The sequence below is a fragment of the Synechococcus sp. PROS-9-1 genome (assembly GCF_014279775.1).
Lineage (GTDB): Bacteria > Cyanobacteriota > Cyanobacteriia > PCC-6307 > Cyanobiaceae > Synechococcus_C.
This window is the reverse complement of sequence record NZ_CP047961.1, coordinates 290,459-314,967: the sequence shown is the minus strand read 5'-3', so window position 1 is coordinate 314,967 and position 24,509 is coordinate 290,459. Positions and strand designations below refer to the sequence as shown.

General features: G+C 57.3%; 25 protein-coding genes and 1 tRNA gene. 12 read left to right on the top strand and 14 right to left on the bottom strand.

Features of this window, described 5'->3' with window-relative positions:
- Positions 1 to 5: 5 nt before the first annotated feature.
- From SynPROS91_RS01505 to SynPROS91_RS01475, 7 genes are all read right to left on the bottom strand, one after another.
- Positions 6 to 497, bottom strand: coding sequence for a pentapeptide repeat-containing protein (locus tag SynPROS91_RS01505; RefSeq protein WP_186517816.1), 492 nt, complete (start codon positions 495 to 497; stop codon positions 6 to 8).
- A 36-nt stretch (positions 498 to 533) separates the two neighbouring features.
- The gene (locus tag SynPROS91_RS01500) at positions 534 to 1,169 is read right to left on the bottom strand and encodes a 3-isopropylmalate dehydratase small subunit 2 (RefSeq protein WP_186517814.1); all 636 of its coding nucleotides are present in this window, start codon (positions 1,167 to 1,169) and stop codon (positions 534 to 536) included.
- 72 nt (positions 1,170 to 1,241) lie between these two features.
- A complete protein-coding gene (gene leuC / locus SynPROS91_RS01495; RefSeq protein WP_186517812.1) occupies positions 1,242 to 2,648 on the bottom strand; it encodes a 3-isopropylmalate dehydratase large subunit in 1,407 nt (468 codons plus the stop codon).
- Between the two features lie 97 nt (positions 2,649 to 2,745).
- Positions 2,746 to 4,017: a competence/damage-inducible protein A gene (locus SynPROS91_RS01490; protein WP_186517811.1), complete on the bottom strand. Its 1,272-nt coding sequence runs from the start codon at positions 4,015 to 4,017 to the stop codon at positions 2,746 to 2,748.
- Entirely contained in the window at positions 4,010 to 5,134 is a 1,125-nt protein-coding gene (locus SynPROS91_RS01485) for a glycosyltransferase family 4 protein (RefSeq protein WP_186517809.1), read from the bottom strand. Before SynPROS91_RS01485 ends, SynPROS91_RS01490 begins: the two co-directional genes overlap by 8 nt.
- 89 nt (positions 5,135 to 5,223) lie before the next feature.
- Positions 5,224 to 6,513 (bottom strand): serine hydroxymethyltransferase, encoded by a 1,290-nt coding sequence (glyA, locus tag SynPROS91_RS01480; protein WP_186517807.1) that lies wholly within the window; start codon positions 6,511 to 6,513, stop codon positions 5,224 to 5,226.
- Positions 6,514 to 6,607: 94 nt separating this feature from the next.
- Positions 6,608 to 6,681, bottom strand: a tRNA-Arg gene (locus tag SynPROS91_RS01475).
- Between the two features lie 91 nt (positions 6,682 to 6,772).
- Here SynPROS91_RS01475 and SynPROS91_RS01470 point away from each other — a divergent pair.
- From SynPROS91_RS01470 to SynPROS91_RS01460, 3 genes are read left to right on the top strand one after another with little or no spacing between them, the layout of a single operon-like run.
- Positions 6,773 to 7,027 (top strand): hypothetical protein, encoded by a 255-nt coding sequence (locus tag SynPROS91_RS01470; protein WP_186517805.1) that lies wholly within the window; start codon positions 6,773 to 6,775, stop codon positions 7,025 to 7,027.
- A 57-nt stretch (positions 7,028 to 7,084) separates the two neighbouring features.
- Positions 7,085 to 7,375 carry a DUF3181 family protein gene (locus SynPROS91_RS01465; RefSeq protein WP_186519293.1) on the top strand — a complete coding sequence of 97 codons (291 nt, stop codon included), beginning with the start codon at positions 7,085 to 7,087 and terminating at the stop codon, positions 7,373 to 7,375.
- 25 nt (positions 7,376 to 7,400) lie between these two features.
- Positions 7,401 to 7,664 (top strand): hypothetical protein, encoded by a 264-nt coding sequence (locus SynPROS91_RS01460; RefSeq protein WP_041426851.1) that lies wholly within the window; start codon positions 7,401 to 7,403, stop codon positions 7,662 to 7,664.
- Here the strand turns inward: SynPROS91_RS01460 and murJ are convergent.
- Positions 7,651 to 9,258 carry a murein biosynthesis integral membrane protein MurJ gene (gene murJ, locus SynPROS91_RS01455; protein ID WP_186517803.1) on the bottom strand — a complete coding sequence of 536 codons (1,608 nt, stop codon included), beginning with the start codon at positions 9,256 to 9,258 and terminating at the stop codon, positions 7,651 to 7,653. The genes SynPROS91_RS01460 and murJ overlap by 14 nt on opposite strands.
- An 80-nt stretch (positions 9,259 to 9,338) precedes the next feature.
- Here murJ and sfsA point away from each other — a divergent pair, with 80 nt between their 5' ends.
- The 4 genes from sfsA (at position 9,339) to SynPROS91_RS01435 (ending at position 13,719) form a co-directional block, all read left to right on the top strand.
- The gene (sfsA, locus tag SynPROS91_RS01450; protein ID WP_186517801.1) at positions 9,339 to 10,091 is read left to right on the top strand and encodes a DNA/RNA nuclease SfsA; all 753 of its coding nucleotides are present in this window, start codon (positions 9,339 to 9,341) and stop codon (positions 10,089 to 10,091) included.
- A gap of 142 nt (positions 10,092 to 10,233) precedes the next feature.
- The gene (locus SynPROS91_RS01445) at positions 10,234 to 11,706 is read left to right on the top strand and encodes an ammonium transporter (RefSeq protein ID WP_186517799.1); all 1,473 of its coding nucleotides are present in this window, start codon (positions 10,234 to 10,236) and stop codon (positions 11,704 to 11,706) included.
- Between the two features lie 129 nt (positions 11,707 to 11,835).
- Positions 11,836 to 13,032: a 4-hydroxy-3-methylbut-2-enyl diphosphate reductase gene (locus SynPROS91_RS01440; protein ID WP_186517797.1), complete on the top strand. Its 1,197-nt coding sequence runs from the start codon at positions 11,836 to 11,838 to the stop codon at positions 13,030 to 13,032.
- 60 nt (positions 13,033 to 13,092) lie between these two features.
- Positions 13,093 to 13,719: a DUF1997 domain-containing protein gene (locus SynPROS91_RS01435; protein ID WP_186517795.1), complete on the top strand. Its 627-nt coding sequence runs from the start codon at positions 13,093 to 13,095 to the stop codon at positions 13,717 to 13,719.
- A 6-nt stretch (positions 13,720 to 13,725) separates the two neighbouring features.
- Here SynPROS91_RS01435 and SynPROS91_RS01430 read toward each other — a convergent pair whose 3' ends face one another.
- Positions 13,726 to 14,187, bottom strand: coding sequence for a DUF4079 domain-containing protein (locus SynPROS91_RS01430; protein WP_186517793.1), 462 nt, complete (start codon positions 14,185 to 14,187; stop codon positions 13,726 to 13,728).
- A gap of 50 nt (positions 14,188 to 14,237) precedes the next feature.
- On the bottom strand, positions 14,238 to 15,845 hold the full coding sequence (gene purH / locus SynPROS91_RS01425) for a bifunctional phosphoribosylaminoimidazolecarboxamide formyltransferase/IMP cyclohydrolase (protein ID WP_186517791.1): 1,608 nt from the start codon (positions 15,843 to 15,845) through the stop codon (positions 14,238 to 14,240).
- A 60-nt stretch (positions 15,846 to 15,905) separates the two neighbouring features.
- On the opposite strand from purH, the gene SynPROS91_RS01420 reads away from it, so the two are divergent.
- A complete protein-coding gene (locus SynPROS91_RS01420; RefSeq protein WP_186517790.1) occupies positions 15,906 to 16,529 on the top strand; it encodes an alpha/beta hydrolase in 624 nt (207 codons plus the stop codon).
- 34 nt (positions 16,530 to 16,563) lie between these two features.
- On the opposite strand, the gene SynPROS91_RS01415 is transcribed toward SynPROS91_RS01420, so the two are convergent.
- On the bottom strand, positions 16,564 to 16,932 hold the full coding sequence (locus SynPROS91_RS01415; protein WP_186517788.1) for a DUF3155 domain-containing protein: 369 nt from the start codon (positions 16,930 to 16,932) through the stop codon (positions 16,564 to 16,566).
- Positions 16,933 to 17,084: 152 nt separating this feature from the next.
- Positions 17,085 to 17,327 carry a hypothetical protein gene (locus SynPROS91_RS01410; protein WP_186517786.1) on the bottom strand — a complete coding sequence of 81 codons (243 nt, stop codon included), beginning with the start codon at positions 17,325 to 17,327 and terminating at the stop codon, positions 17,085 to 17,087.
- Here SynPROS91_RS01410 and SynPROS91_RS01405 point away from each other — a divergent pair.
- Positions 17,326 to 18,474, top strand: a complete 1,149-nt coding sequence (locus SynPROS91_RS01405) for an ATP-binding protein (RefSeq protein WP_186517784.1) — start codon at positions 17,326 to 17,328, stop codon at positions 18,472 to 18,474. The genes SynPROS91_RS01410 and SynPROS91_RS01405 overlap by 2 nt on opposite strands.
- Here the strand turns inward: SynPROS91_RS01405 and SynPROS91_RS01400 are convergent.
- Positions 18,419 to 19,192 (bottom strand): adenosylcobinamide-GDP ribazoletransferase, encoded by a 774-nt coding sequence (locus SynPROS91_RS01400; RefSeq protein ID WP_186517782.1) that lies wholly within the window; start codon positions 19,190 to 19,192, stop codon positions 18,419 to 18,421. The genes SynPROS91_RS01405 and SynPROS91_RS01400 overlap by 56 nt on opposite strands.
- A 59-nt stretch (positions 19,193 to 19,251) precedes the next feature.
- Here SynPROS91_RS01400 and tgt point away from each other — a divergent pair, with 59 nt between their 5' ends.
- Together tgt and SynPROS91_RS01390 are read left to right on the top strand one after the other, a co-directional pair.
- Positions 19,252 to 20,370, top strand: coding sequence for a tRNA guanosine(34) transglycosylase Tgt (gene tgt / locus SynPROS91_RS01395; RefSeq protein ID WP_186517780.1), 1,119 nt, complete (start codon positions 19,252 to 19,254; stop codon positions 20,368 to 20,370).
- Between the two features lie 30 nt (positions 20,371 to 20,400).
- Complete coding sequence (locus SynPROS91_RS01390; RefSeq protein ID WP_006853705.1) at positions 20,401 to 20,544, top strand: photosystem II reaction center protein K; 144 nt, start codon at positions 20,401 to 20,403, stop codon at positions 20,542 to 20,544.
- Here the strand turns inward: SynPROS91_RS01390 and SynPROS91_RS01385 are convergent.
- On the bottom strand, positions 20,483 to 21,268 hold the full coding sequence (locus SynPROS91_RS01385) for a WecB/TagA/CpsF family glycosyltransferase (protein WP_186517778.1): 786 nt from the start codon (positions 21,266 to 21,268) through the stop codon (positions 20,483 to 20,485). The two genes, SynPROS91_RS01390 and SynPROS91_RS01385, sit on opposite strands and share 62 nt — an antisense overlap.
- Here SynPROS91_RS01385 and SynPROS91_RS01380 point away from each other — a divergent pair.
- On the top strand, positions 21,261 to 24,509 hold the full coding sequence (locus SynPROS91_RS01380; RefSeq protein WP_255439859.1) for a glycoside hydrolase family 15 protein: 3,249 nt from the start codon (positions 21,261 to 21,263) through the stop codon (positions 24,507 to 24,509). The two genes, SynPROS91_RS01385 and SynPROS91_RS01380, sit on opposite strands and share 8 nt — an antisense overlap.

The window sequence follows — 24,509 nt, the reverse complement described above, 5'->3', positions numbered from 1 at the left end:
TCTTTCTAAAAAGCTGTGGCTTCGTCATCAGGACCACCGCCATAAATCAAATGACTTCCTGTGAGATCCGAACCTGCAAACTGCATTCCCTCGGTTTGCACTCCAGGCGCATACGCATTGATCACAACCGAATCTCGTAAGTCGGCTTGGCGCAGATCAGTGCCTGAGAGATCGGCATTGCTCAGCATCGCCCCCTGCAAGCGGGCACCATCAAACCTGGCACCACTCAAATCGGCACCTTCAAGATTCACCCCGGTGAGCTTTGCCCCGCGCAAATCAGCATCACGCAAATCAGCCCCGATCAAATGTCGGCCGCGTAGATCCGCATCGCGGAGATCACATCCCTGACAAGCACCACTCTCAAGCAAACGTTCAAGCGGGGTACCGAAAGGCTCAACCGCAATCGCTGTCACCGAGCCTGCCTCAACAGCCGTAGGGCCCAGCAACAGGGCCATCGAGCCAAAAGCAAACCAGATGCGCTTAAGAAGGGTTGTCATAACGTCGATGCCGCTTCTTCCTTCATAGACACTAAATCAAGTGCCTGCCGTATCCGTGCAGAACCCGTTCAAGTAAGGAAGCCGATCGAGCGTGCTCTGTAGCTCCGCATCCCGAGACAAAAGCTGCCCCGTTGCATCCCAACGGCCTGAAAGGAGCATGTCGCGCGGGCCTGGATCCACTTCCATCGACCAATGCCCCAGATCACTGCTGCAACTCGAGGTCTCCAGGTCGAACGTCCAGGTTGTGGAAGGGTCTTGGGCGATTGCATCTTGCAAAGCGCGCACCTGGTCCTGACTGGCCTTGGCACAAGGGATTCCTAATGCCAAACAATTGCCATAAAAAATTTCCGCAAAACTGACCCCAACCAGCGCACGGATCCCCCAACGCATTAAGGCTTGAGGCGCATGCTCACGACTGGAGCCACAACCGAAGTTGTCATTCACCACCAAAATCGAGGCGCCCTGATGCGCAGGAAGGTCAAAGGGATGACCTCCTTCAAGCTCCTTTCGGTCATCAGCGAAGACCTGAGCGCCGAGCGCTTCAAAACTCACGCATTTCAGGAATCGAGCCGGAATAATCCGGTCGGTATCGATGTCATCACCCCGCAAGACAAGGGCGCGGCCTTCAATCTTGGTAATCAGGCCTTGGGGAAAATCGTGGGTCTGAGTCATGAAGGATCAAAAGGAATAAAACTGCAACCAAAACACTGAAATAGCGCGGGACCTTGCCACACCAGCCGAAGATCAGGTTCCGAGCAAGCGAACATCGCTGACATGACCGGTCACCGCAGCGGCCGCAACCATGGCAGGGCTCATCAGCAACGTGCGGCCGCTAGCCGATCCCTGGCGCCCCTTGAAGTTGCGGTTACTGGAGCTCGCACTGATCTGACGCCCCTCAAGACGGTCAGGATTCATCGCGAGGCACATCGAGCAGCCAGGCTCACGCCACTCAAATCCCGCATCGCGAAACACTTGGTCTAGGCCTTCAGCCTCAGCAGCACGAGCCACCTGCTCTGAGCCCGGAACCACAAAGGCCTTGATCCCAGCGGCCACTTGCCTCCCCCGTGCCACAGCGGCCGCCGCCTTGAGATCACTCAGGCGACCATTGGTACAACTGCCGATAAAGCAGACATCCACCGGCACTCCGGCAATGGCCTGACCAGGCGTTAAATCCATGTAGCGGTAAGCCTCTTCCGCGATCGGTCGATCGGCAGGATCCAGTTGCTCAGGCATTGGAACCTGCTCATCCACGCCGATCCCCTGTCCGGGGGTAATCCCCCAGGTCACCGTTGGGGCAATCGTTGCTGCATCAAAGCGCAGCTCGTCGTCAAAGACGGCATCGGCATTCGAGGCCAGGGAACGCCACCAATGCGTCGCCCGATGCCAGGCTTCACCACTCGGTGCGGAAGGACGGCCCTCCAAGTAGTCAAAGGTTGTCTGGTCGGGATTGACGTAGCCGCAGCGTGCGCCCCCCTCAATCGCCATGTTGCAAAGGGTCATCCGCTCCTCCATCGAAAGAGCATCGATTGCCGGTCCAGCGAACTCATAGGCATGGCCAACCCCAGCCTTAACCCCAAGCGAACGAATCACATGCAGGATCAAGTCTTTGGCAAACACCCCAGGGCTCAGCTGATTGTCAACCCAAAGGCGACGGACCTTGAGTTTGTTCATCGCCAAGCTTTGACTTGCCAGCACATCACGAACCTGAGACGTGCCGATACCAAAGGCGATCGCCCCAAAGGCACCGTGTGTTGACGTGTGCGAGTCCCCGCAGGCCACTGTCATGCCGGGCTGCGTCAATCCCAGCTCCGGCGCAATTACATGCACGATTCCTTGACGACCACTGCCAATCCCATTGAGCACGATTCCATGCTTGCTGCAGTTGCGCTCCAGGGTGCTGAGCATCTGCTCCGCCAACGGATCAGCAAACGGCCTGGACTGATTGGTGGTGGGAACGATGTGATCCACGGTCGCCACCGTTCGCTCCGGACAACGCACCTTCAACCCCTTGTCTTCAAGGGCAACAAAAGCCTGAGGGCTCGTCACTTCATGGATCAGATGCAACCCAATCAACAGCTGGGTGGAGCCACCAGAGAGTTCGGCAACGCGATGAAGATCCCAAACTTTGTCGTACAGGGTTCCGCTGCTCATTCCCACTCGACAATTCGCTCAAAACCCTAGAGGCAAACGAAGTTCAATCCAATCCACTTGAACTCGCCTTACAACATTCTTTCTTCTCACCCTCCTCCTAAGAGAGGGCCAGCAAGCGCAAGCGCAGACAATTCAAAACCTCACCAGCGCTGACGGTCCGGATCCACTCCCGACCGCGGGTAGGACCCAAGCGCAACATCTCACTGCTGCATCCATCGGGACCAGCGACACCAACAAACACCAACCCAACGGGCTTTTCCAGTGTTCCGCCATCAGGACCGGCGATTCCAGTGATCGAAAGCGCCCAGTCCGATCCAGTGAGACGACGTACACCCAGCGCCATCGCCTCGGCCACTGGCGCACTCACGGCACCGTGCTGCTCGAGCAGTTCTTCAGGCACGGACAACAGATCTCGCTTGATGCCATTGGCATAGGAGATCACCCCGCCAAGCATCACGGAAGATGCACCAGGCACCGCTGTGAGCTCAGCACCTAAACCCCCACCCGTGCAGGATTCCGCCACAGACAAGGTTTGGCCTGCCTGCCCCAGCCGTTTCAAAACAACAGAAGCAAGCGACTCTTGATCCACGCCAAAGCAAAGGTTGCCCGTGCGCTGGCGCAACGCCTGCTCGGTTTGATCCACCAGCAGCCAAGCCTTCGAAGGCTCATCAGCGCTGGCCGTAATCCGCAGCTTCACCTCTCCGCAACCGGCATAGGGAGCAACGGTGGGATTCACTCCCTCCAATAGATCGGCCAGCTGTTCGGCCAACGTGGATTCGCCAATTCCCCAGAAATGAAGGACACGACTCACAAACACACCTTTGGAGAGCCCGGACGACCGGAACCAGGGCGCGGCCGTAGCGTGCCACATCGCTTTCATCTCACTGGGCACTCCAGGAAACGTGAGCACTGTGAATCCAGGCACCGGGGTCCAGATCATGCCGGGGGCAGTTCCGGTTGGATTCGATAAAACCTCAGCCCCTACGGGCAAAAGCGCCTGACGACGGGTTTCAGGGCCAGGGCTGCGACCACGGCTTTGGGCCTTCTTTTGTATGTCAGACCAAACGTCTGCTCGCTCTTCCAAAGGGACAGAAAACGCAGCTGCAATCGCCTCCGTGGTGAGATCGTCCGGGGTTGGTCCAAGCCCACCGGTAACGATCAACACGCTGGCGCGTTGCGATATCTCCTGAACCTGGGCAATCAGGCGATCGCGGTTGTCGCCCACAACGGTTTGGCGAAAATGAGGGAGGCCAAGGCAAGCAAGCTCCTCAGACAGCCAACGGGCATTGCCGTTGAGGATGTTGCCAAGCAGTAGCTCCGTTCCAACACAGAGAATCTCAACACCAGAACGCTCCGAGCGATCAGCCATGGCGGTCAGAAGCTGGAGATTCCAGGCTTGAAGGGTCAATCGCCGCTTCGAGATGACGCTGACGATTGATAGTCACAACCGTGGCAACAAGGATGGCCGTAGCCAGACCGAGCCAAAGAAAACGCATTTCCACGTTGGCCACCACCATGGCCAACGACGCCAACCACTGCGTGAACACGTAGATCAAAACAACCGTGCGGCGATGGCTAAAGCCAGCACGAAGAAGGCGGTGATGGAGATGGCGCCGATCTGGATAGAAGGGGGAGTGACCATCGCTGAGACGCCCCATAATCACAGCCGACATGTCGGCTAAAGGCAAAGAAAGAATCAACAACGGCAGCAACAAGCTCACCGTTGTCAGCCCTTTTGCCGGACCAACAATGCTCACGGCGGCCAGGGTGAACCCCAAAAAATACGATCCGCCATCACCCATAAAGATGCGAGCTGGATTGAAGTTGTGGCGGAGGAAACCAAGACAACTTCCAGCTAAGGCTGCAGCAAGAAAAGCAGCCGCTGACTGATGGAGCGAAAAACTAACTGACACCAAGCCAACTGCTGCGATTCCACCAACACCTGCGGCCAAACCATCAAGGCCATCCAGCCAGTTGATCGCATTGGTGATGCCCACCAGCCAAATCACCGTGGCAACCAAGCTGAGCAGATCAGGAAGCAGCAAGGCTTCAGAGCTGCTGGCTAACCAGGGCAGATCAATCGCTCCAATCCGCACGCCCTGGGACCAAACAACCACCGAAACCGCAACTTGACCAGCCAAGCGCGGCCAAGGAGATAGGGCAAAAAGATCGTCTGCAAGACCGATCACGAAAAAGCAAAGAGAACCGGCAAGTGTGGTCCAGATGAGCTGGTCACGGGCCGGAGCCAACATGCCAAAACCGCCCATCCACCACGTCACCCCAAGGGACAAACAAAAACCAAGAACCAGGGCGATGCCCCCCAATCGCACCATGGGAGTGGTGTGCTGTTTGCGGGAATCTGGCTGATCCGTGAGACCTAATCTCAAACCCAACCCACGCACCAGGGGGACGAGCAACGTTGTAATGATGGCCGCAACCACCAGACTCGCCGAAGCGACTGCGAGAGGAGTACTCGCGAACGTCACAAAAAACTCCGGCGCAAGGACACCAAACAGGATCTTTTAGAAATTAAGTTTAGGCAGAAACAAGCTGAGGGACACGTCTATTAAGGCTCTCAAGCGAGAGCCGGTTCCAAAGCAGGGGCATACAGCGGAAACCGCTTGCAGAGGTCACTGACTCGCTCCAAACAACGCGCCTGAATGGCATCATCCGCAGGGTTCAGAAGGCGATCAGCGATCACATCTGCAACCTCGTGGAAGGCCTGCTCGTCGAATCCACGGGTGGTGAGAGCAGCCGTTCCCAAACGCAATCCACTTGTCACGAAGGGCGACTCAGGATCAAAGGGAACCGTGTTCTTGTTGGCCGTGATGTGCACATCACTCACCAAAAGATCAGCCACCTTGCCGGTCATCCCGATGCTGCGCAGATCCAGAAGCACCACATGGTTATCCGTACCCCCACTCACCACGTCAATCTTTCGCTCCTGAAGACGCGCCGCAAGGGCCTGAGCATTGGCAACAACCTGATGGCTGTAAGCCTTGAAGTCGGGCTGCAACGCTTCGCCGAAAGCCACAGCCTTGGCTGCAATCACGTGCTCAAGCGGTCCACCTTGCGACCCTGGAAACACCGCTTTATCAAATCGGCGTGCGAACTCTGCATCGCGACAAAGGATCAAGCCACCACGGGGGCCGCGCAGGGTTTTGTGCGTGGTGGTGGTGACAACATCACAGTGAGGGACTGGACTGGCATGCACCCCAGCAGCCACGAGGCCGGCGATATGGGCCATGTCTGCCAACAGGTACGCACCCACTTCGTCCGCAATGCTGCGGAAGGCAGCAAAGTCGATCGAGCGCGGGTAGGCCGAGTAACCACAAATAATCAGCTTGGGCTTGTGCTCCAGAGCCAGCTGGCGAATGGCCTCCATATCAAGGCGCTGAGTCTGTCGATCAACGCCGTACTGGACCACGTTGAACCACTTGCCGCTGACATTCACCGGTGAGCCATGGGTGAGGTGCCCCCCATGGCTGAGATCCATTCCAAGAATCGTGTCACCGGGCTGAAGCAGGGCAAGAAACACAGCGAAGTTCGCCTGAGCGCCACTGTGGGGCTGAACATTCGCCCAAGCCGCATCGAAAAGTTGCTTCGCCCTAGTGATGGCCAATTCTTCGATGGCATCCACGTGCTCGCAGCCGCCGTAGTAACGCTTGTGGGGCAGCCCCTCGGCGTATTTATTCGTCAGAACAGAACCCTGAGCTTCCATCACCGCCTTGGAGGTGAAGTTCTCCGATGCAATCAACTCAAGGTGCGTCTCCTGACGCATCTGCTCTTGATCGATCAAACCAGCAATGGCAGGGTCTGCAGCCTTCAAAGATGCATTAATCGGGGCTGCTGAGCGGTCTGTCATGCGTTTCAAACATCAATGCATGAATCGTAGGGAACAGGCCCATTGCACTCACGAATCTTCAAAAAAAAACTGCCTTGTAGGCAGTTTTCAGAAACGCGCCTGGAGAGATTCGAACTCCCGACCCTCTGATCCGTAGTCAGATGCTCTAATCCGCTGAGCTACAAGCGCTTGGAAGTCACCATCTGACCGTATCAAGGCACCCTTCGTCAACCAACCGGCATCAACACGTCAAAATCAACGGAGTTAGGAGGTTCATCCCATGCCGCTCCGCTGGTACGGACCCGCCGATCCGAACAATGCCACCTACAGGCATTTCAACAGGGTGGTGAATTTCTGCCTCCACGCCGGGGGATTTGCCGCTGTGAATAGCGGCCTTTGGTTTGTGCAAGAGATGCGCCACCCCTGGAGCCATCTCGACCTGTGGAGTGAAGCTTGGCTGGGGGTGTTGATTGTTCACCTGCTGGTCGTGATCCGTCTGCGCCCTGGGAAAGACGCAGACATGGACGAAAGCTGAGTCAGCATGGAGTCAGCATGGAGTCAGCATGGAGTCAGCCGCTCCGACTCCACAACGATGACTCTGGACACAGCTGATCTACGCGCCCTCACCTCCACGCTGGCGGACCGTCTTTACATCCAGGTGGCTGGATGGCATTTGTATTTGGGAGATGCCGGCTTAGCCGAAGCCCTTGCGATTGAATGCAGCGCGCTGCTCGATCAAGGCGCGGTTGTGGCCGCTCGACAAGCTTTGGAGGCTGTTCAAGTACCGATTGGGGGAGGAAGTGCGCGATTACCGATGGCGCGTCTGTTGCCGTCCTCTCAACTTTCGGACCTCGAGGAGATTCTCGAAGGACACTGCCGATAAGGTTGAAACGTTGTTGGACTCTGCCGTGCTGATCATCGAGGTCACCAACGCCCGCGATGTGGTCCGGCAACGGATCGGCCGCCTCGGCGAACGCTTGATCGGGAAGGTTGTCGATCCCGAAGCCCAAGTTGAGAAAGCTCTCATCCAGGAAATGGAAACCGCCTTTCGCGACTTTGGAATTGAAGCGCGCATTCTTTCTGTGCAAGGGCCCCAGCTGGTCGGTCGTCAACACCTCGAATTACCGATCCAGGTGCGGGAAGACCGAGAGGTCCGTCTCAGCGACGAATAAAGCGACGTGTCAGGCCTTGACTGATCTCGCGAACCTCTTGGACATCGAAAGCTTGACCCAGCGCCATAAACACCAGACCGCCCAGTGATCCCGAAAGGCCAACCTGCAGGAGGCGTCCCACAAGATCAACAGGCCAACGCACTCCTTGGCTCAATCCCCAGGCCACGATTCCAGCGCCTACGGCTGCAACCATGAGGCGCAAACCATCAAGGCCCCACTGTTTTAACGGCAACACTTGCAGCCGATGCTGCAGGGCCAACAAAAGGGCGACGCAGGTGAGCACATTGATCAACACGGTGGCCAGCACCAAACCCGCTGCACCAAAATTGAAGGGAAGTTGAGGCCCCCATGGCGTTGGACCACCCACGAGGGCCCAGTCGAACACGACATTGAGACCAATGCCAATGACCGAAAGACGAAAGGGTGTTGTGCCGTCGCCCAGGGCGTAAAACACGCGCACCAACACATCTCTGCCGAGATAGGCCGGCATGCCAAGTCCATAGGCCATCAACAAGCCCGTTACGAGCTCCACCGCACCTTGATTGAAGGCACCCCGTTCGTACACCAGCGCCACAATGGGAGTGGCAAGGGCCAGGAATAAGGCGCCAAGGGGAAGCATCGACGCCGTCGACAACATCAAGCCCTGACGGATTCGAGCGATCAGCTCTGGGCGATCTTGCGGAGCCGTCAGACGGGAAAAGGTTGGCAACAGAGGCACCAACAACGCGTTTGAAATCAACCCCAGCGGCGTCTGAACCAACAAATTGGCGTAACCAAGCCCAGCCGCCGCTCCAAGCAACCCCGATGCGAAAAACAAATCGGTGAACACATTGATCTGCAGCATTCCCGACGACAGGGTGGCCGGGCCCATCACCTGCCAAACCTCCTGAACACCGGGATGGCGCCAATCCCAGGCGAGACGTAACTGAACCAGTCCCTGCTTCATCAGGGCAGGCAGCTGCAGAAGCCATTGCAGAAATGCCCCCACCAGGGTGGATAACGCCAATACCACCCCTCCCCAAAGCGCGAGAGCGGGCGTTGAGATCGCAGAGCCCGCCTGCCACCAGAGCAAACCGATGCCCACGATGAGCGCAAGGCTGGACATCAACGGCGAAATCGCCGGGATCCAGAACTCATCAGCAGCATTGAGCGATCCAAAGCCAAGGCCGATCAGACCAGCCAACAAAGCCATCGGAGCCATCACTTGCAGTTGCACTGCAGCAATGCGATGCAACTCCGGACTGAGACCAGGGCCAACCAACGTAATCAGAGGATCAGCTGCCAGCACGAGAACGATCGTTACCACCAGCAGCAGAGCGCTGACCATCGTGTTCAAGGTGGCCAAAATATGCGCCCCCTCCTCCCTGGGACGGCGGCTGAGCACGCTCACCATGGCGCTATGGAATGGCCCGTTGATCCCTCCCAGAAGAATCAATAGGAATCCAGGAAGCACATAGGCGTAGTTGTAAGCGTCATAAGCGGCACCCACCCCGAAGGCTGCCGCAATCACCAACTGACGCACTAAACCGCCAACTTTGCTCAACAACGTGCCGTAGGTGACGACCAAGGCAATGCGCTTCAGAGATCTCGCCATTCGTCGTTTGTTAACAGCCCTTCTGAGCCAGCATTCTCAACCCTGTGCCAGTCCACGATGGCCTGATTCAGCCAGCAGCCATGACCGGCACGTCGATCCTGCAATTTCCTGCACTCAGCGAAGGAGTGCTCCTCAAGCGCTACAAACGCTTTCTGGCTGATGTGGAGCTCAGCGATGGACAGATCGTCACCGTCCACTGCGCCAACACTGGGCCCATGAAAGGCGTGCTCCATCCAGGTGGGAGAGTCCGGGTCCGTTATGCCCCTTCCCCGAAGCGCAAGTTGGCTTGGACATGGGAACAGGCTGAGGTCCCAAGCAGCGACGGAACGCTGTGCTGGGCTGGCATCAATACCGCTTTGCCGAACAAACTGATTCGGGCCCTGATTGAAGCCGGTGAACTTAAAGACCAGCTCGGCCCGATCAAGACCATCCGTGCCGAGGTCCCCTATGGCCTCAATCGCAGAAGTCGCATTGACTTATTAATCACCCCAGACGACAGCGCAGACGATCAACGCCCCATTTATGTCGAAGTCAAAAACACCACCTGGAGTCACGGCGACGTTGCACTCTTCCCGGACACGGTGACGGAACGGGGCCAAAAGCACCTGGAGGAGCTCACGGCACTCATTCCTGAGGCACGAGGTGTCTTAGTTCCCTGCCTGAGCCGTCCTGATGTCAATGCTTTTGCGCCCGGAGACAGCGCAGATCCCCGCTATGGAGATCTGTTCAGGTTGGCCATGGCAGCAGGGGTGGAAGTGCTGCCTTGCCGCTTCAGTTTTGACGAAGATCGGATCAACTGGGAGGGCCTCCAGCCGGTTCATCCCCGTCAGTAAAAAACGCAAAACGTTGCGAAACGCCCATTCGGTAGCAACAACGACTTGAAAAGTGTTCGCAAGCGAGCAATTTTGGTGAGTGAAATGGACACTTGCTCCTGCTCTCTTGCAGTCCTGCTCTCTTGCAGTCCTGCTTTCTTCTATGACAACTGCTTACGAGTCGCCCAACATGCGGCGCAAATCTCGCCTCCAGGAGGCCAGTCTTCTGGAGGGCCCGATGCTCCTCCTTCAAAGCATCCGCGGATTTAAAACCAATCGCTCGCTCTTGTGGCTTGGCTGCGTGCCACTTGCCCTGTTCGGGCTTGGCCTTTTCAACCTCTCGGCTCATGCCGCAGAGATGCCGGAACTCAACGCAGCGTTTTTAGCCAACAATCTTTGGCTACTGGTCGCGACGATCCTGGTGATTTTCATGAACGCCGGTTTCGCCATGGTGGAAGCCGGAATGTGCCGCCAAAAAAATGCAGTCAATATTCTTGCTAAAAATCTCTTCGTCTTCGCCCTTGCTGTAACCGCTTATTGGTTTGTTGGCTATTCGTTGATGTATGGCGATGCCATAGCCGCAGGCTGGCTCTATTTCAACGGGTTGTTTTTCGATCCGGCTGTTACGCCCGAACTCATCTCGGAAGCTGGACTCGTTCCAAGTGTTGACTTCTTGTTTCAGGCTGCTTTTGCCGGAACTGCAGCAACGATCGTTTCAGGCCTCGTGGCAGAGCGCGTGAAATTTGGTGAGTTTGTGGTGTTCTCACTCGTTCTCACCGCTTTCATCTATCCCGTTGCAGGCAGTTGGGAATGGAATGGCGGATGGCTGAATTCTGTTGGTGACACAGAATTCATCGATTTTGCTGGATCATCCATTGTTCACTCCGTTGGAGCCTGGGCTGGACTCGTTGGGGCCATGCTCCTCGGCCCACGTATTGGCAAATTCATTGATGGCAAGCCTCAGGCGATCCCTGGCCACAACATGGCCATTGCCACTCTTGGTGCACTGATTCTGTGGATTGGCTGGTATGGATTCAACCCTGGATCTCAGCTCGCAATGGATCAGTGGGTTCCTTACGTCGCTGTAACCACAACATTGGCGGCAGCTGGCGGTGCGATCGGAGCCACCGTGATCTCAACCATGACATCGGGGAAACCTGATTTGACCATGATCATCAACGGCATCCTTGCCGGCCTGGTCAGCATCACTGCAGGATGCGGCAACCTCACCTTTGTTGGCTCCTGGGTTGCTGGTCTGATTGGCGGCATCATCGTCGTCTTTGCCGTCTCAGCTCTTGACGCATCAGGCATCGATGATCCTGTCGGAGCCTTCTCAGTCCATGGCGTCTGTGGCGTCTGGGGAACCTTGGTGGTTGGTCTTTGGGGTTTTGACATCCAGGGGGATGGCTCACCACTCGGCTTGCTCGTCGGAGGTGGCATCAGCCAGCTCGGAATCCAAGCACTGGGTTGTGCTGCCTATGCCATTTGGACGATCGTGACCTGCTGGATTGCTTGGTCTGTGATCGGTGGTTTGTTCGGAGGCATCCGAGTCACCGAGAAGGAAGAAGCTGAAGGCCTGGACATTGGTGAGCACGGCATGGAGGCCTATCCAGATTTCGTGTCATCAGGCCGATAACTCGTTTCATTCGCAGCATTTGATCTGCAGTTCACCCTGTCCCATCCTGGGACAGGGTTTTTTATTGGCATCTGCGATCAGTCGCTAGTGCCAGACAGCCCATAGAGTCAAACCACTGCCGTTACAGATATGGATACTCACGCCTTCAAACGCTCGCTGCATCACTCCGATCGCTACAACCGGCGAGGCTTCGGTCGAGCCGAAGAGGTGGCTGGCAGTTTGGAACAGGCTTACCAAAGCAGCCTGATTGGTTCGATCCGTGACAACGGCTATGGCCTAACCCATGGCCGACTCCAGGTACGCCTCGCCGAAGCGTTTGGATTCTGCTGGGGAGTGGAAAGGGCTGTCGCCATGGCTTACGAAACTCGACGTCACTACCCGCAAGAACGCATCTGGATTACCAACGAAATTATCCATAACCCCTCAGTGAATGACCACCTACGCGAAATGGATGTGTTGTTCATCTCCGTGGAGGGTGGAGTTAAAGACTTTTCTGGTGTGGCATCGGGCGATGTGGTGATCCTTCCCGCTTTTGGTGCCACCGTTCAAGAGATGCAACTTCTCAATGAGCGTGGCTGTCACATTGTTGACACCACCTGTCCTTGGGTTTCAAAGGTGTGGACAACCGTTGAGAAGCACAAGAAGCAATCGTTCACGTCGATCATTCACGGCAAGGTGAAACACGAAGAAACGCTTGCAACAAGTTCATTTGCAGGAACGTATCTCGTCGTTCTCGATCTTGAAGAAGCCAGGCTTGTCGCTGAATACATTCTCGGCAACGGCAATCGAGAATCGTTTATGGAACGGTTCTCCAAGGCCTGCTCCCCAGGGTTTGACCCCGATCGTGATCTCGAACATTTGGGTGTGGCCAACCAAACCACCATGCTCAAAAGTGAGACCGAAGAAATTGGCCGTTTGTTTGAGCGCACCATGCTCAGCAAATACGGGCCAACCGAACTCAACGAGCATTTTTTAGCGTTCAATACCATCTGCGATGCCACCCAGGAGCGGCAGGATGCCATGTTCTCGCTCGTTGACGAAACGGTTGATCTCATGGTGGTGATTGGGGGATACAACTCCTCCAACACCACCCATCTGCAAGAAATCGCCGTCACCCGCGGGATCCGTTCCTTCCACATCGACACTCCAGAGCGAATCCACTCGGACAACTCGATTGAGCACAAGCCCCTTGGAGAAGAACTCACAGTGGAAGAGTTATTCCTGCCCAGTGGACCCATAACCGTAGGGATCACCTCCGGGGCCTCCACCCCAGATCGGGTTGTGGAGCATGTCATCCAGAGACTGATCGCCCTGAGCGAAAACTGATCCCCAGATCCCTTTACATTGGTTCATCATGGAGACTTCTCCAACCGGGGACCTGCACACGTGCTGCTCTTGACGAGATCCTCAACCGAGACATTGCGCGATAGCGATAGCCGTCAAGTTCGCTGCTACCGCAGTCAATTTCGCGATCGCATGGAAATGCGTGCCGACTTTCAAACCGTTGGGGCCTACCTCGATCGGCACGAAGGCTGGTTTCGACGTTGTGCAGCGCCCATGGAGGTCAAGTCCATTGACGAGCAGGCCTATGCCCTCACTCTCGGACGATTTGGCAACTTCGGGTTTGAGGTAGAACCAACAATCGGATTGCGCTTACTACCTCAGAACGCAGGTAATTATGCGATCTGTACGGTTCCTCTCAGCAATCAAGATCCAGCCTTAGCTGATCTTTACGACGTTGATTTCCAGGCCAATCTCAGTCTTGAGAACAACGGCACAAGTGACTCCCCTGAAGAGCTCACTGCTGTGAGCTGGGATCTTGATCTCTCTGTTTGGATTCACCTTCCCAAAGTGATCACATTGCTTCCTGATGGGCTTGTTCAGTCCAGCGGGGATCACCTCTTGCGCCAGATTGTCCGCCAAATTTCTAGGCGTCTCACCTGGAAAGTGCAGGAAGATTTTCATGCCAGCCAAGGGCTCACCTGCCCGCCCAGAAGGCGGGCAGCCTTTTGATCAAGATCAGCGGTTCACCCAGATCTTGTTCACAATCTCCATTCCGCTCACCGCTTGCCAAAGGAACAAGGTGAGCGTGCCCATGTTGAGCCCAACATGAGCTTTACGAGCGATCACATTGCCCTGCTGCATGAACGGAGCCAATGATGCGGCTAAGGCAATCATTCCTGTCATCGCTAAGCCCACGAGCAGATGCGGGCCCACGAACAACTTGCCATTGTTGATGTAAGTCACGGCCATACCACCGATCATTCCGGTCACCATCACCGCGAGGATCAGGCTTCCCCAGCGGTAATGACGCTGAGCAAACTTGCCTGGCAGCAGGGCCTTGCGCTGCTCTGGGGTGCCTGTGCGCACCTTCTTGGCTTTGATCCCAAGAAACATGGAATAGCCACCTGCCGCCAGGAGCCCAAACATCATCAGGGGGTGCATGAAGCTGGCGGCAAAAGGCAAAGCTGGCAGGGTCATGGGTCAGTTCATTGAGTGGACGAGTACAGCGAGACTAGGTGCCCGTGTTCTTAGTGAAGAAAGTGACGTCGTCCGGTCAGCACCATGGCCAAACCAAGCTCATCGCAGGCCTTGATCGAGTCAGCATCCCGAAGGCTGCCACCTGGATGGATGACGGCCTTAATTCCATGGCTTGCGGCAAGACGCACGGTGTCATCGAATGGGAAGAAACCATCACTCGCGAGCACAGCCCCCACTGCTTGCTCTCCAGCAGCCTCTAAAGCAAGTCGGGCAGACCCAACGCGATTCATCTGACCAGCCCCAACACCCAGGCTCTGCCCATCACGTGCGACCAAAATCGCATTCGAGCGCACGTGTCGCACGAGCTGCCAAGCAAAGCGGAGATCGGCGTCTTCAGCCGCAGTGGGTTGACGCTGGCTCGCCACCGTCCAAGCGGAGGGATCGATCGGTTGATCGTCGAGATCCTGCACCAAAACACCACCAAGAATGCTGCGGACGTGGTCTTTAGCTGCCGCATCAATCGCCTCAGGCGCCAATTCGAGGAGGCGGAGATTGCCTTTGGCTGCCAAAATCTCACGCGCTTCTGGGCTATACCCAGGCGCTACAACACACTCCAAGAACAAGCTTGTGAGCTCCTTGGCAGCTAGGTGATCCACCACAGCATTCAGGGCAACAATGCCACCAAAGGCGCTGATTCGATCACCATCGAGAGCCCGAGTAAGGGCGATGGCCACGCCATCACCCACCGCCACGCCACAGGGATTGGTGTGCTTCACCACCACAGCTGCCGCTTGCTCTGCGCGATGAAGGCCGTCTGAGCCATATCCAAACTCACGAACGGTGGCCAGGGCCGCTTCCAGATCGAGCAGATTATTGGTGCTGAGCTCCTTTCCTTGCAGCTGCTTGGCGCCCCCCCATCCCACAGGGCTGCTGAACCAAGCCGCCTTTTGGTGGGGGTTCTCCCCGTAGCGCAATGTCTGCCGGAGCGGCAGAGCCTCTAGCCATGGCAGGGCTTCGTCTGGAGCTTTGGCTTCGGCGGGAGAGTTGGCATCAACAGCAGGTTGCAACTCTGGACGAGATTGCATCCAACGACTAATCGCGACGTCATACGCAGCCGTATGGGCAAATGCCTCTAAGGCCAATTGCCGGCGCACATTGGCGTCCACGCCTCCAGCCGATCCAGACAGCGCTTGCAAAAAGCTGTCGTACTGCTCAGGACTGGTGAGCACCGCGACATGGGCATGATTTTTGGCAGCAGAGCGAACCATCGTGGGGCCGCCGATGTCGATGTTCTCAATGGCACTGTCCCAGCTCACATCGGGGACTGCGACGGTTTCCCTGAACGGGTAGAGGTTCACCACCACCACGTCGATGGGATCGATCTTCTGTGCGAGGAGATCCGCCTCATGGGCCGGATCTCCCCTTCGCGCCAAGATTCCGCCATGGATTCGAGGATGGAGGGTTTTAACGCGACCGCCAAGGATCTCAGGAGCACCGGTGTGGTCTGCCACTCGTGTGACGGGCAAACCAGCCTCTTCAAGCACTTTGGCTGTTCCACCACTGGACAGCAGTTGGTAGCCATGGAGCCGATTGAGAGCCTCAGCAAGAGGCACCACCCCCCGTTTATCAGACACGCTCAGCAAGGCAGTTGGAGCCATGGCAGCAGGACGAAAGACAGGGCTTGAGCCAACCTACGCAGCAACCGCCCATCTGATGCCATGGCCGCCGATCTGCTCCGCCAACCCACAGCGAAGGCTCGGGCACGCCTGGTTCTTCTTCATGGATGGGGAGCCGATGCCGGCGACCTGATGCCGCTGGGACAAGCGCTCGCCGAGGCGATCGCGACACCACTCGAGTTGGTTGCCCTGCAAGCTCCCCAACTGCAAACCCAAGGATCAGGACGACAGTGGTATGGCCTCTTCCCGGCCGACTGGGCCGCCGTTCCAGCAGCTGTTGAAGAATTAAAAGAACGCATCAACAATCTGGGCTCAGCGGAGATCCCACTGGAAGCAACGGTGCTGTTGGGCTTTTCTCAAGGAGGTGCCATGGCCATCGCCGCCGGTTGTGACTTACCACTTGCCGGATTCATCGCATGCAGTGCCTATCCCCATCCCCATTGGCAAGCCCCTATTACTCGCCCACCTGCGCTTCTTCTGCATGGACGGCATGACGAGGTCGTGCCGCATTCAGCAGCCTTAGCGCTTAAAAACGACCTAGCTCTTAGCCATCAAGCCTGTGAGCTTTTCAGTTTCGACCATGGGCATGCCATCCCCGTTGAGGCTCAAGCTGAAATGAAAAAAGCCCTCGAGCGTTGGCTGGATCAACCAGCTCAGAGCGCTTAAGGGCTTTGCAATCAAGGGTTGGAATGAAAGGGAATCAGACGAAGGCGTATTCGTACTCTTCCATTTCCTCCCAATCGTCAGACGCCAGATCTAGGCCTTCAAAGATGACCTCTTCACCAACGTGATCAACGATGGAACGAAGGGAAGGGAACAGAAAATGATTTTCCTCGGCGTACTGAGCACTAAACAGTCCTTTTTCACCCCAGAAGAATTTGTCTGTGGTGTGTTCGTTACGGCGGACGTTGACCAGGGCCGGTGGCATGAGAACGCCCTCGGCGATGTAGCGCCGAGCCGCTGTCACAGGCTTGTGTTCACCAGTTTCTAGATGATGAGTCGGCACATGCGCCAGCACACGCTGGCCAGCGAGGCGGCGACGACTAATCCTCTTACGTTTTTTGGACATATGGGCAAAAATCCCTGCTTGAGGGAATGAGAGGGGGCTGTCAAGAAAGACCGGCACCGTTTTGAAGCGGCAAACGATCAAGTGAGACGCTCATAAAGAGCATCGTGACGTCAGCGAATCGGAGGATTGATCGCGCAGCCAAAGCGGCACGATCAACCGACAAACACCATCGCTTTCAACGGCATAAAACCGCTGACAACAAGAGACACATCAACCTCTGCTGTAACCTTGGTAGCAACGAAAGTGCAACCCGAGCAGAATCGACAGGAAACCGGCACCTCAACGAAGAGCGCCGTTGGTCGATCTTCTGATCTTAAGACTTTTTCCTGAATTGGCAAGACGGTCCGCTCATGGGTTGCCGCCACGGCTGTATCCAGGCACACAATTTCACGCATGCAGCTGTCCAACCGGTTCCTAACCCTGGTCAAGCAACAGCTGCAGAGCTTCTCTAGCGACGCGTCTCTGGACAAACTCGTTGTTTACATCGCGCAAAGCAGTGAAGGAGACGCGCCCAGCTTCACGATGTTGGATCAGTGGCCTCAAGATGGTGGCCGACTCCCCGAGATTGCCGACGACCCCCTTCTGCGCATTCCAGCGCCAGAGCGCCACTGGTTTCCCCTGCGCCATGACGACCTCTTATTAGGAGTTCTGAGGGCAGAGCAGCACCGCGAATCGGAATGGTCCGACCAACTCGATCGTCGACTGCAAGCCAGCGCCTCAGCCTTGGCTTACAGCCTTGGCCTTGAGCTCGAACGCAGCCGTCTACTGGACGAGCTCCAGCAGCAACGCCAACAGATGAATCTTGTGGTGCATCAGTTGCGCAACCCACTGGCAGCCTTGCGCACCTATGCCCAGCTTCTGCTCCGTCGTTTGGGGCCCGAACATCTCCAACGCCCACTCGTCACTGGGCTCCTTCAAGAACAGGCCCAGCTCGACCGCTACATCACATCCCTGGATCTCATCGGTCAAGAGAACCTGCCACATGGCCCCGAGGCGCCCGCCCCACTTCTGCTTCCCCAGATGAAAGCAAAGGGCCCAGGGCTCACGATCGAACAATTACTCCAACCTCTGATTGAACGGGCTGCCGCAACCGCAGCACTCCAGAGCCGCGCTTGGCAAACACCAACCAACTGGCCTACATGGACTCAGGAGATTCGGCCCAATGACGATGCCGTTGTCTCAGAGATCGTGGCCAATCTGCTGGAAAATGCCTTCCGCTATAGCCCTACAGGCTGTCCACTGGGCCTCAGCCTGCTGGACCACAGCATCTTGATCTGGGACGGGGGGCCTCCCATCCCAGATCAAGAACAAGAGCTGATCTTCCGCAAAGGCGAACGGGGAAGCAGCAGCAAGGATCAATCCGGATCCGGGCTAGGGCTCGCACTCGCTCGACTTCTCGCCGAAGAACGAGGCGGCGCACTGGTTTTACACACCAATCCAAACCAGCTCGACCCAAGCCTCCCAAGCCGCGGAAATGGATTTCTCCTCAGCCTGCCCCCGAGCCAAGCGCAGACTCCAACAGGGCTATCAGCAACAAACTAGAGGTTTCGCTGAGCATCACAACAGCTCCATAGCCATCTCCCGTCATCCCTCCCAGGCGACGGCCGAGCCACTCTGCCGCGACCAATGCGCTCAGCAAACAAAGAGGCGCCGTCAAGAGCGGCAGCTGCTGGAGCAGTGGGTTCAATGGGCTCAACACCACCAACAAAACGAGGGTGGGAACAGCGTCTCCAAGACCCTTTTGGTGACGGCGGTGAAAACCAGCCGTTCCATTCACCCGCAAATAATCGAACCGCGCCATCGCCCAAAGGGGCGACACCCTTGCCAACGCGCTCGTGACCACCAAAGCGATCGGTGCCAGGGGGCCCAAACGCACCAAAGCAGCGAACTGAAACAACAGCACCACCACTGACAACTGCACAGCACTGGCACCCACACGGCTGTCCTCCATCGCCTCCAGGCAACGCTCAGGCCCTGCAGCGAGACCATCAGCCGTATCCATCAATCCATCGAAATGGAGCCCACCGGTGAGCCACAACCCCAAAGCCAAAACAGCTGGGACGACCGCGACTTGAGGCCAGCCCAAACCGGACAGAAGCCACCACAATCCCGCCTGCAGGCCACCAATGACCAAGCCGATCCAAGGAGCAAAGCGGGCGATGCGTTCGAAGCGAGGCTGAGGCCAGGGCCAGGCAGGCAGCACTGAATAAAAAATCCAGGCACCCACTAAATCGCGCAGCCACGAGGGCGCTGAAGGCATGACCTCGACCAATGTTCCAACACGGCTCACCGTAAATTGATGCGTTGCATGGAGGGCCTGTGTTCCAGTTCGAGATTCAGGCCACTTGCCGCAACACGGGCGCCCGTTGTGGATGTTTCCACACACCACACGGTCCGGTCATGACGCCACGGTTCATGCCCGTGGGCACGCTGGGCACCGTGAAAGGGGTAACCACCTCCCAATTGGCAGAGACCGGCGCCCAAATGGTGCTGTCCAACACCTATCACCTGCATCTCCAACCTGGGGAGGAGATCGTTGCTGAAGCCGGGGGGTTGCATCGGTTCATGGGCTGGGACGGTCCGATGCTCACCGATTCCGGTGGCTTCCAGGTGTTCAGCCTCGGCGACCTCAACCGCATTGACGACGAAGGGGTGGACTTCCGCAACCCACGCAATGGCAGCCGCATCTTGCTGACCCCAGAGCGGTCGATGCAGATCCAAATGCGCCTTGGCGCTGATGTGGCCATGGCCTTCGATCAATGTCCGCCCTATCCAGCCACAGAAAATGATGTCGCGGAGGCCTGCCGGCGCACGCACGCCTGGCTAGGCCGCTGTGCAGACGCCCATCAACGCGACGATCAAGCCCTCTTCGGGATTGTCCAAGGAGGTTGTTTCCCCCACCTCCGTGATCTCAGCGCACGAACGGTGGCGGACTTCAACCTGCCCGGCATCGCCATCGGCGGCGTCAGCGTTGGTGAACCGGTGGAGGAGATGCATCAGATCGTGCGCCAAGTCACACCCCTATTGCCAGATGATCGCCCCCGCTATCTCATGGGCATTGGCACCCTGCGTGAGATGGCCGTCGCCGTCGCCAATGGAATTGACATGTTTGATTGCGTTCTGCCCACGCGTCTCGGCAGGCATGGCACGGCACTGGTTGGGGGCGAGCGCTGGAACCTGCGCAACGCTCGGTTCCGGCACGACCACACTCCGTTAGACGCAAGCTGCCCCTGCATCGCCTGCCGCCAGCACACCCGTGCCTACCTGAATCATCTAATTCGTAGTGAGGAACTGCTCGGCCTCACGCTCTTGAGCATCCATAACCTCACCCATTTGATCCGATTCACCACCGCGATGGGGCTAGCCATTCGTGATGGTTGCTTTTCAGAGGATTTCGCTCCGTGGGAGCCGAGCTCAAGAGCCCATCACACGTGGTAGCGTCCGAGCTCCGACCATGAATTCGCCGGGATGGCTGCTTACACCCTCGATTTGCTGGCCCAGTTACCTGAGGCCTATCAAGCCTTCGGTCCGCTGATCGACATCCTGCCGATCATTCCGTTGTTTTTCCTGTTGCTTGCTTTTGTTTGGCAGGCTTCAGTCGGCTTCCGCTGACCAAAACAGCCCACACAAACTGGGGTAGCGCGAGATAACGCCTCCAGCGGCTTGGTTCCTGGAAAAGCCTAAACAGCCATTCCACCTGGAAACGGCTGGTCCATTGTGGCGCTCGTTTCTTGAGGCCAGACCAGACATCAAAGCTGCCACCAACACCCATCCACACACCGGTTTGAGCCGCTTTTAAACGCTGCGTCCAAAGTTCTTGACGGGGAACTCCGAGAGCCACAAGCACCAAATCAGGGTTGAGCTCGCACAAGCTTGCTTCGAGCTCTGGCCAATCTTCCTGGCTGAGATACCCATGTTGCGCCAGCACTAGGCGCAATTCCGGGCGCTCCACCACCAAGCGATCACATAATCGTTCCATCACCTGCGGCGCAGCACCCACAAGCGCCACCGACCAACCATGGGCCTCTGCGTAACCCAGAAGTTCCCACGCCAGCTCAATGCCAGGGCTGCGGCGAACGCGCACACCTTGTAAACGCAGAGCCCAGACAACGCCAGCACCATCAGGAACCACCAGATCGGCGTCAGCAATCACGGCGCCCAAGCGAGGGTTGGCTCGCGCTGCCATCGTCATTTCTGCATTCAGGGTCACGATCTGACCTCCCCCATCGGCATACACACCGATGGCTGCTGCGGTGACATCGCGACACGCATCCACTGGAACCCCAAGCACTTGGAAGCGACGTTGATCACGCGGACCGGTGCTGGTGATGTCCATCCCTAACTCGACTGCGAGGGAGAATCTAGATCCGGTCGCCTGGAAGGCCACGGTTTTGTCGCATCCGAACCCTCAGGAGCACCACGAGCTACGGCTTGAAAAACTAAAGAGCCTGGATGCGGCCATCGAAGCGGTGGTCCTACAACGTCAGCATCCAGTGAGTGGATTGCTTCCAGCCAGCACAGCAAACACCGTGCACGGAAATTACGGAGACGCCTGGGTTCGCGACTGCGTGTACTCGATTCAGTGCGTTTGGGGCCTGGCCATCGCCCATCGTCGCCATCACGGGGGCTCCACCCAACGCAGTTGGGAACTCGAACAACGGGTGCTGGGACTGATGCGCGGTTTGCTCAACAGCATGATGCGCCAAGCCTCAAAAGTGGAGCGCTTTAAGTACAGCCTCGATCCACTCGATGCCTTGCATGCCAAATACAACAGCACCAATGGCGATCAGGTTGTTGCCGATAACGGCTGGGGGCATCTTCAGCTTGATGCGACATCTCTGTTTTTATTGCAGCTAGCCCAACTCAGCCGCAGCGGTCTCGCCGTGATTCGCAACCGCCACGAAGTGGCGTTCATCCAAAACCTCGTGTACTACGTAGCCCGGGCCTACCGCGTGCCCGACTACGGAATCTGGGAGCGTGGGGACAAGGGGAATGAAGGTTTACCCGAACGCAACGCCAGCTCCATTGGCATGGCCAAAGCGGCACTAGAGGCCCTCGATGGCGTGGATCTCTTTGGTTCCCACGGCGATGGATCGGTGCAGGTGCTGGTGCCTCAAGGTGCTGTCGTCCGCTTACGGCGGGCACTCCAAGGACTTCTGCCAAGGGAATCCGCTAGCAAAGAAGTCGACAGCGCTTGTCTCTCCGTGATCGGCTACCCGGCCTGGGCGGTGGAGGAGCGAGACCTGGTGGAGCGAACCGTCCAGCGGATCCGACGTGAGCTAGGAGGCCCCTACGGATACAAACGCTTCCGCCGGGACGGTCATCAAACCGTTGTCGAAGACGTCAGTCGACTGCATTACGAACGGGCCGAACTGGTCAACTTCGAAGGAGTGGAATCGGAATGGCCTCTCTTCCTGGCCTATGAGCAGCTCACAGCCTGCTGTGAAGAGCGTTGGACCGACGCGCATTACTGGCAAGAAAGGCTCAAAATCCTGCAGGTCGAACGCCATGGACAACAGCTCTACCCCGAGCTCTATTTGGTTCCAGACAGTGCGGTAGAACTCGAACGACGGGCACCGGGAAGCCAACAACGGCTGGCTAACGACAACGTGCCTCTGCTGTGGACCCAGAGCCTTGCCTGGCTTGGGGAGATGTTGATGGAAGGACTGATCGAGCCAGCGGACCTTGATCCCTGCGGCCGCAGATTTCAGGCCAAGATCGGCGCCGAACAAGTCCTGGTTGCCCTTGCACCAAGCAGCAGCGCACTCGCAGCTGCACTCAAAGCACACGGGTTACCAGTGAGCGATCCACAGACCTGCCCTATCCAGGTGGTGCCATCCAGCAACCTCAACGATCGTCTCAGCGCCGTCGGAGGAGATGAGGCTCTCCGCTTGAGCGGTCTGCCGATGCTCCGAGCCGACACCTCGGACACAGCCCGCCTCTATCGACAGGGCGACGAGCAGCTTGCCGTCCTACCGGCTGTCTTGGAAGAAGACACCTTTTTCGTCAGTCATGACCCACGCCAGCTCATGGAATCAGTCCTCAATGAACTGCACCTGCTGCAGCGGCACTGGCGCGGAGAGGGTTCACCGCTCTTAATGATCCCGATTGAAGCCACTCTTCTGGAGAACAATCCAGAGCTGCTGATGGATCTCACAACGCGTCTGCACTCAGGACGGCTCGAAGATGTTCCCGTTTGCTTCAGCGACCTTGAAACACTCGCCCACAGCGCTCAGTGGGTGACTCTGCCAGCCACAACAGCAAGAAGCAACGCCCATCAACGCAGCGATGCAGCGCGTTATTTACAAGACTCCACCGACTTCAGTGACCTCACCGCAGCCCAGGAGCAGGAGCTCGATGACATCCCCCTCGCTCAACTCCGTGATCGTCTCTGGAGTAGCCATTCACTCCGAGAACAAGCCGAAGTGCTTGAACTGCTGAAACGCCAACTCGGCTACCGAGCAATTCTCAGCGGTCCGAAGGGGACACCGATTGAGCTGATCACCCTGCTGGAGGAGATTTACCACCGCGGGCTCAGCCAGGAGGACTGGAACGTAGCTCGCCGCTGCGCAGGCGCGATGGGGCTCGTCCATCCCCAACTCGAGGATGCTGTGATCGACCTGCTCAGCCGCCAAAAACAAGTGGTTGTGGGAAGGAACTACACCAGCGACTCCCGCCTCAGCGCCCCGGCCTCAAGCCCGGCGATCGCTGCCCTGATTGAACGCACCTGTGGCAATGACGGCCGTGAGCGCATGTTGCAACAGGAGTTGCTGGTGGCTCTTGATGGCCTTGCCCGTCGAGAACCGGAAAAACTCAAGGGGACGCTCACCCTGCAGCTGGGTCAACTCCTGCTTCTGCTCACCTCAGAACTCGCGGCCGAACGCCAACTAAGCCAGGACGAAGCCTTTGAAGCCCTGTGCAGCGAAGCCCCGCATGGGATCAGCTTGCGCCTTCAAGCCCTGCTCAATGACGTCGACCACGCTCGAGCAGCCCTACAGCGACGAGAGCTGCTTCACCTGCGGGGACATGTGCAGTGGACCGTGCCTGAGCCCCTTGAGGAACGACCCAGCGGATCGGACTGGCTGCAACACCGCATGCGACTGGGCTCCCTGCAGCAAGTCCCGAAGGAGTTCTATGCCGGCATCTGGTCCTTACTGCATCACTGCCGCGGCCTTGTGATCGGTGACAAATTGGAGCGGCGCAACCGGCTAACCAGCTCCTTGGTGCTGGAAAAAACACCAGGAGAACGCAATTTCGCCATTCAGGTCGAGCACCTGCTCAGTCGCATTGAAGCCGCTGAATACCGCCAACTTTGTACAGAAAGCCTGCTCTCACTGATGGCCTTCACGACGACCAACCCAGACATGCGCTTTGAAGACGACATCGCACTCGATGTGGTGATTGGTCATGCCGTTCGGGTGGGCTGGCAAAGCACCCATCCCCAACAAGACATCGAAACCTACAGCCAGCACAAAGCCGCGGCTTGGGAACATTTTTACCAAGCCTCTCCGGCGCAATGCCGCCGGTGGCAAATCGAAGCGCTTCGAGAGCTAGTCCAACAAGAAGGACTGCTTTAA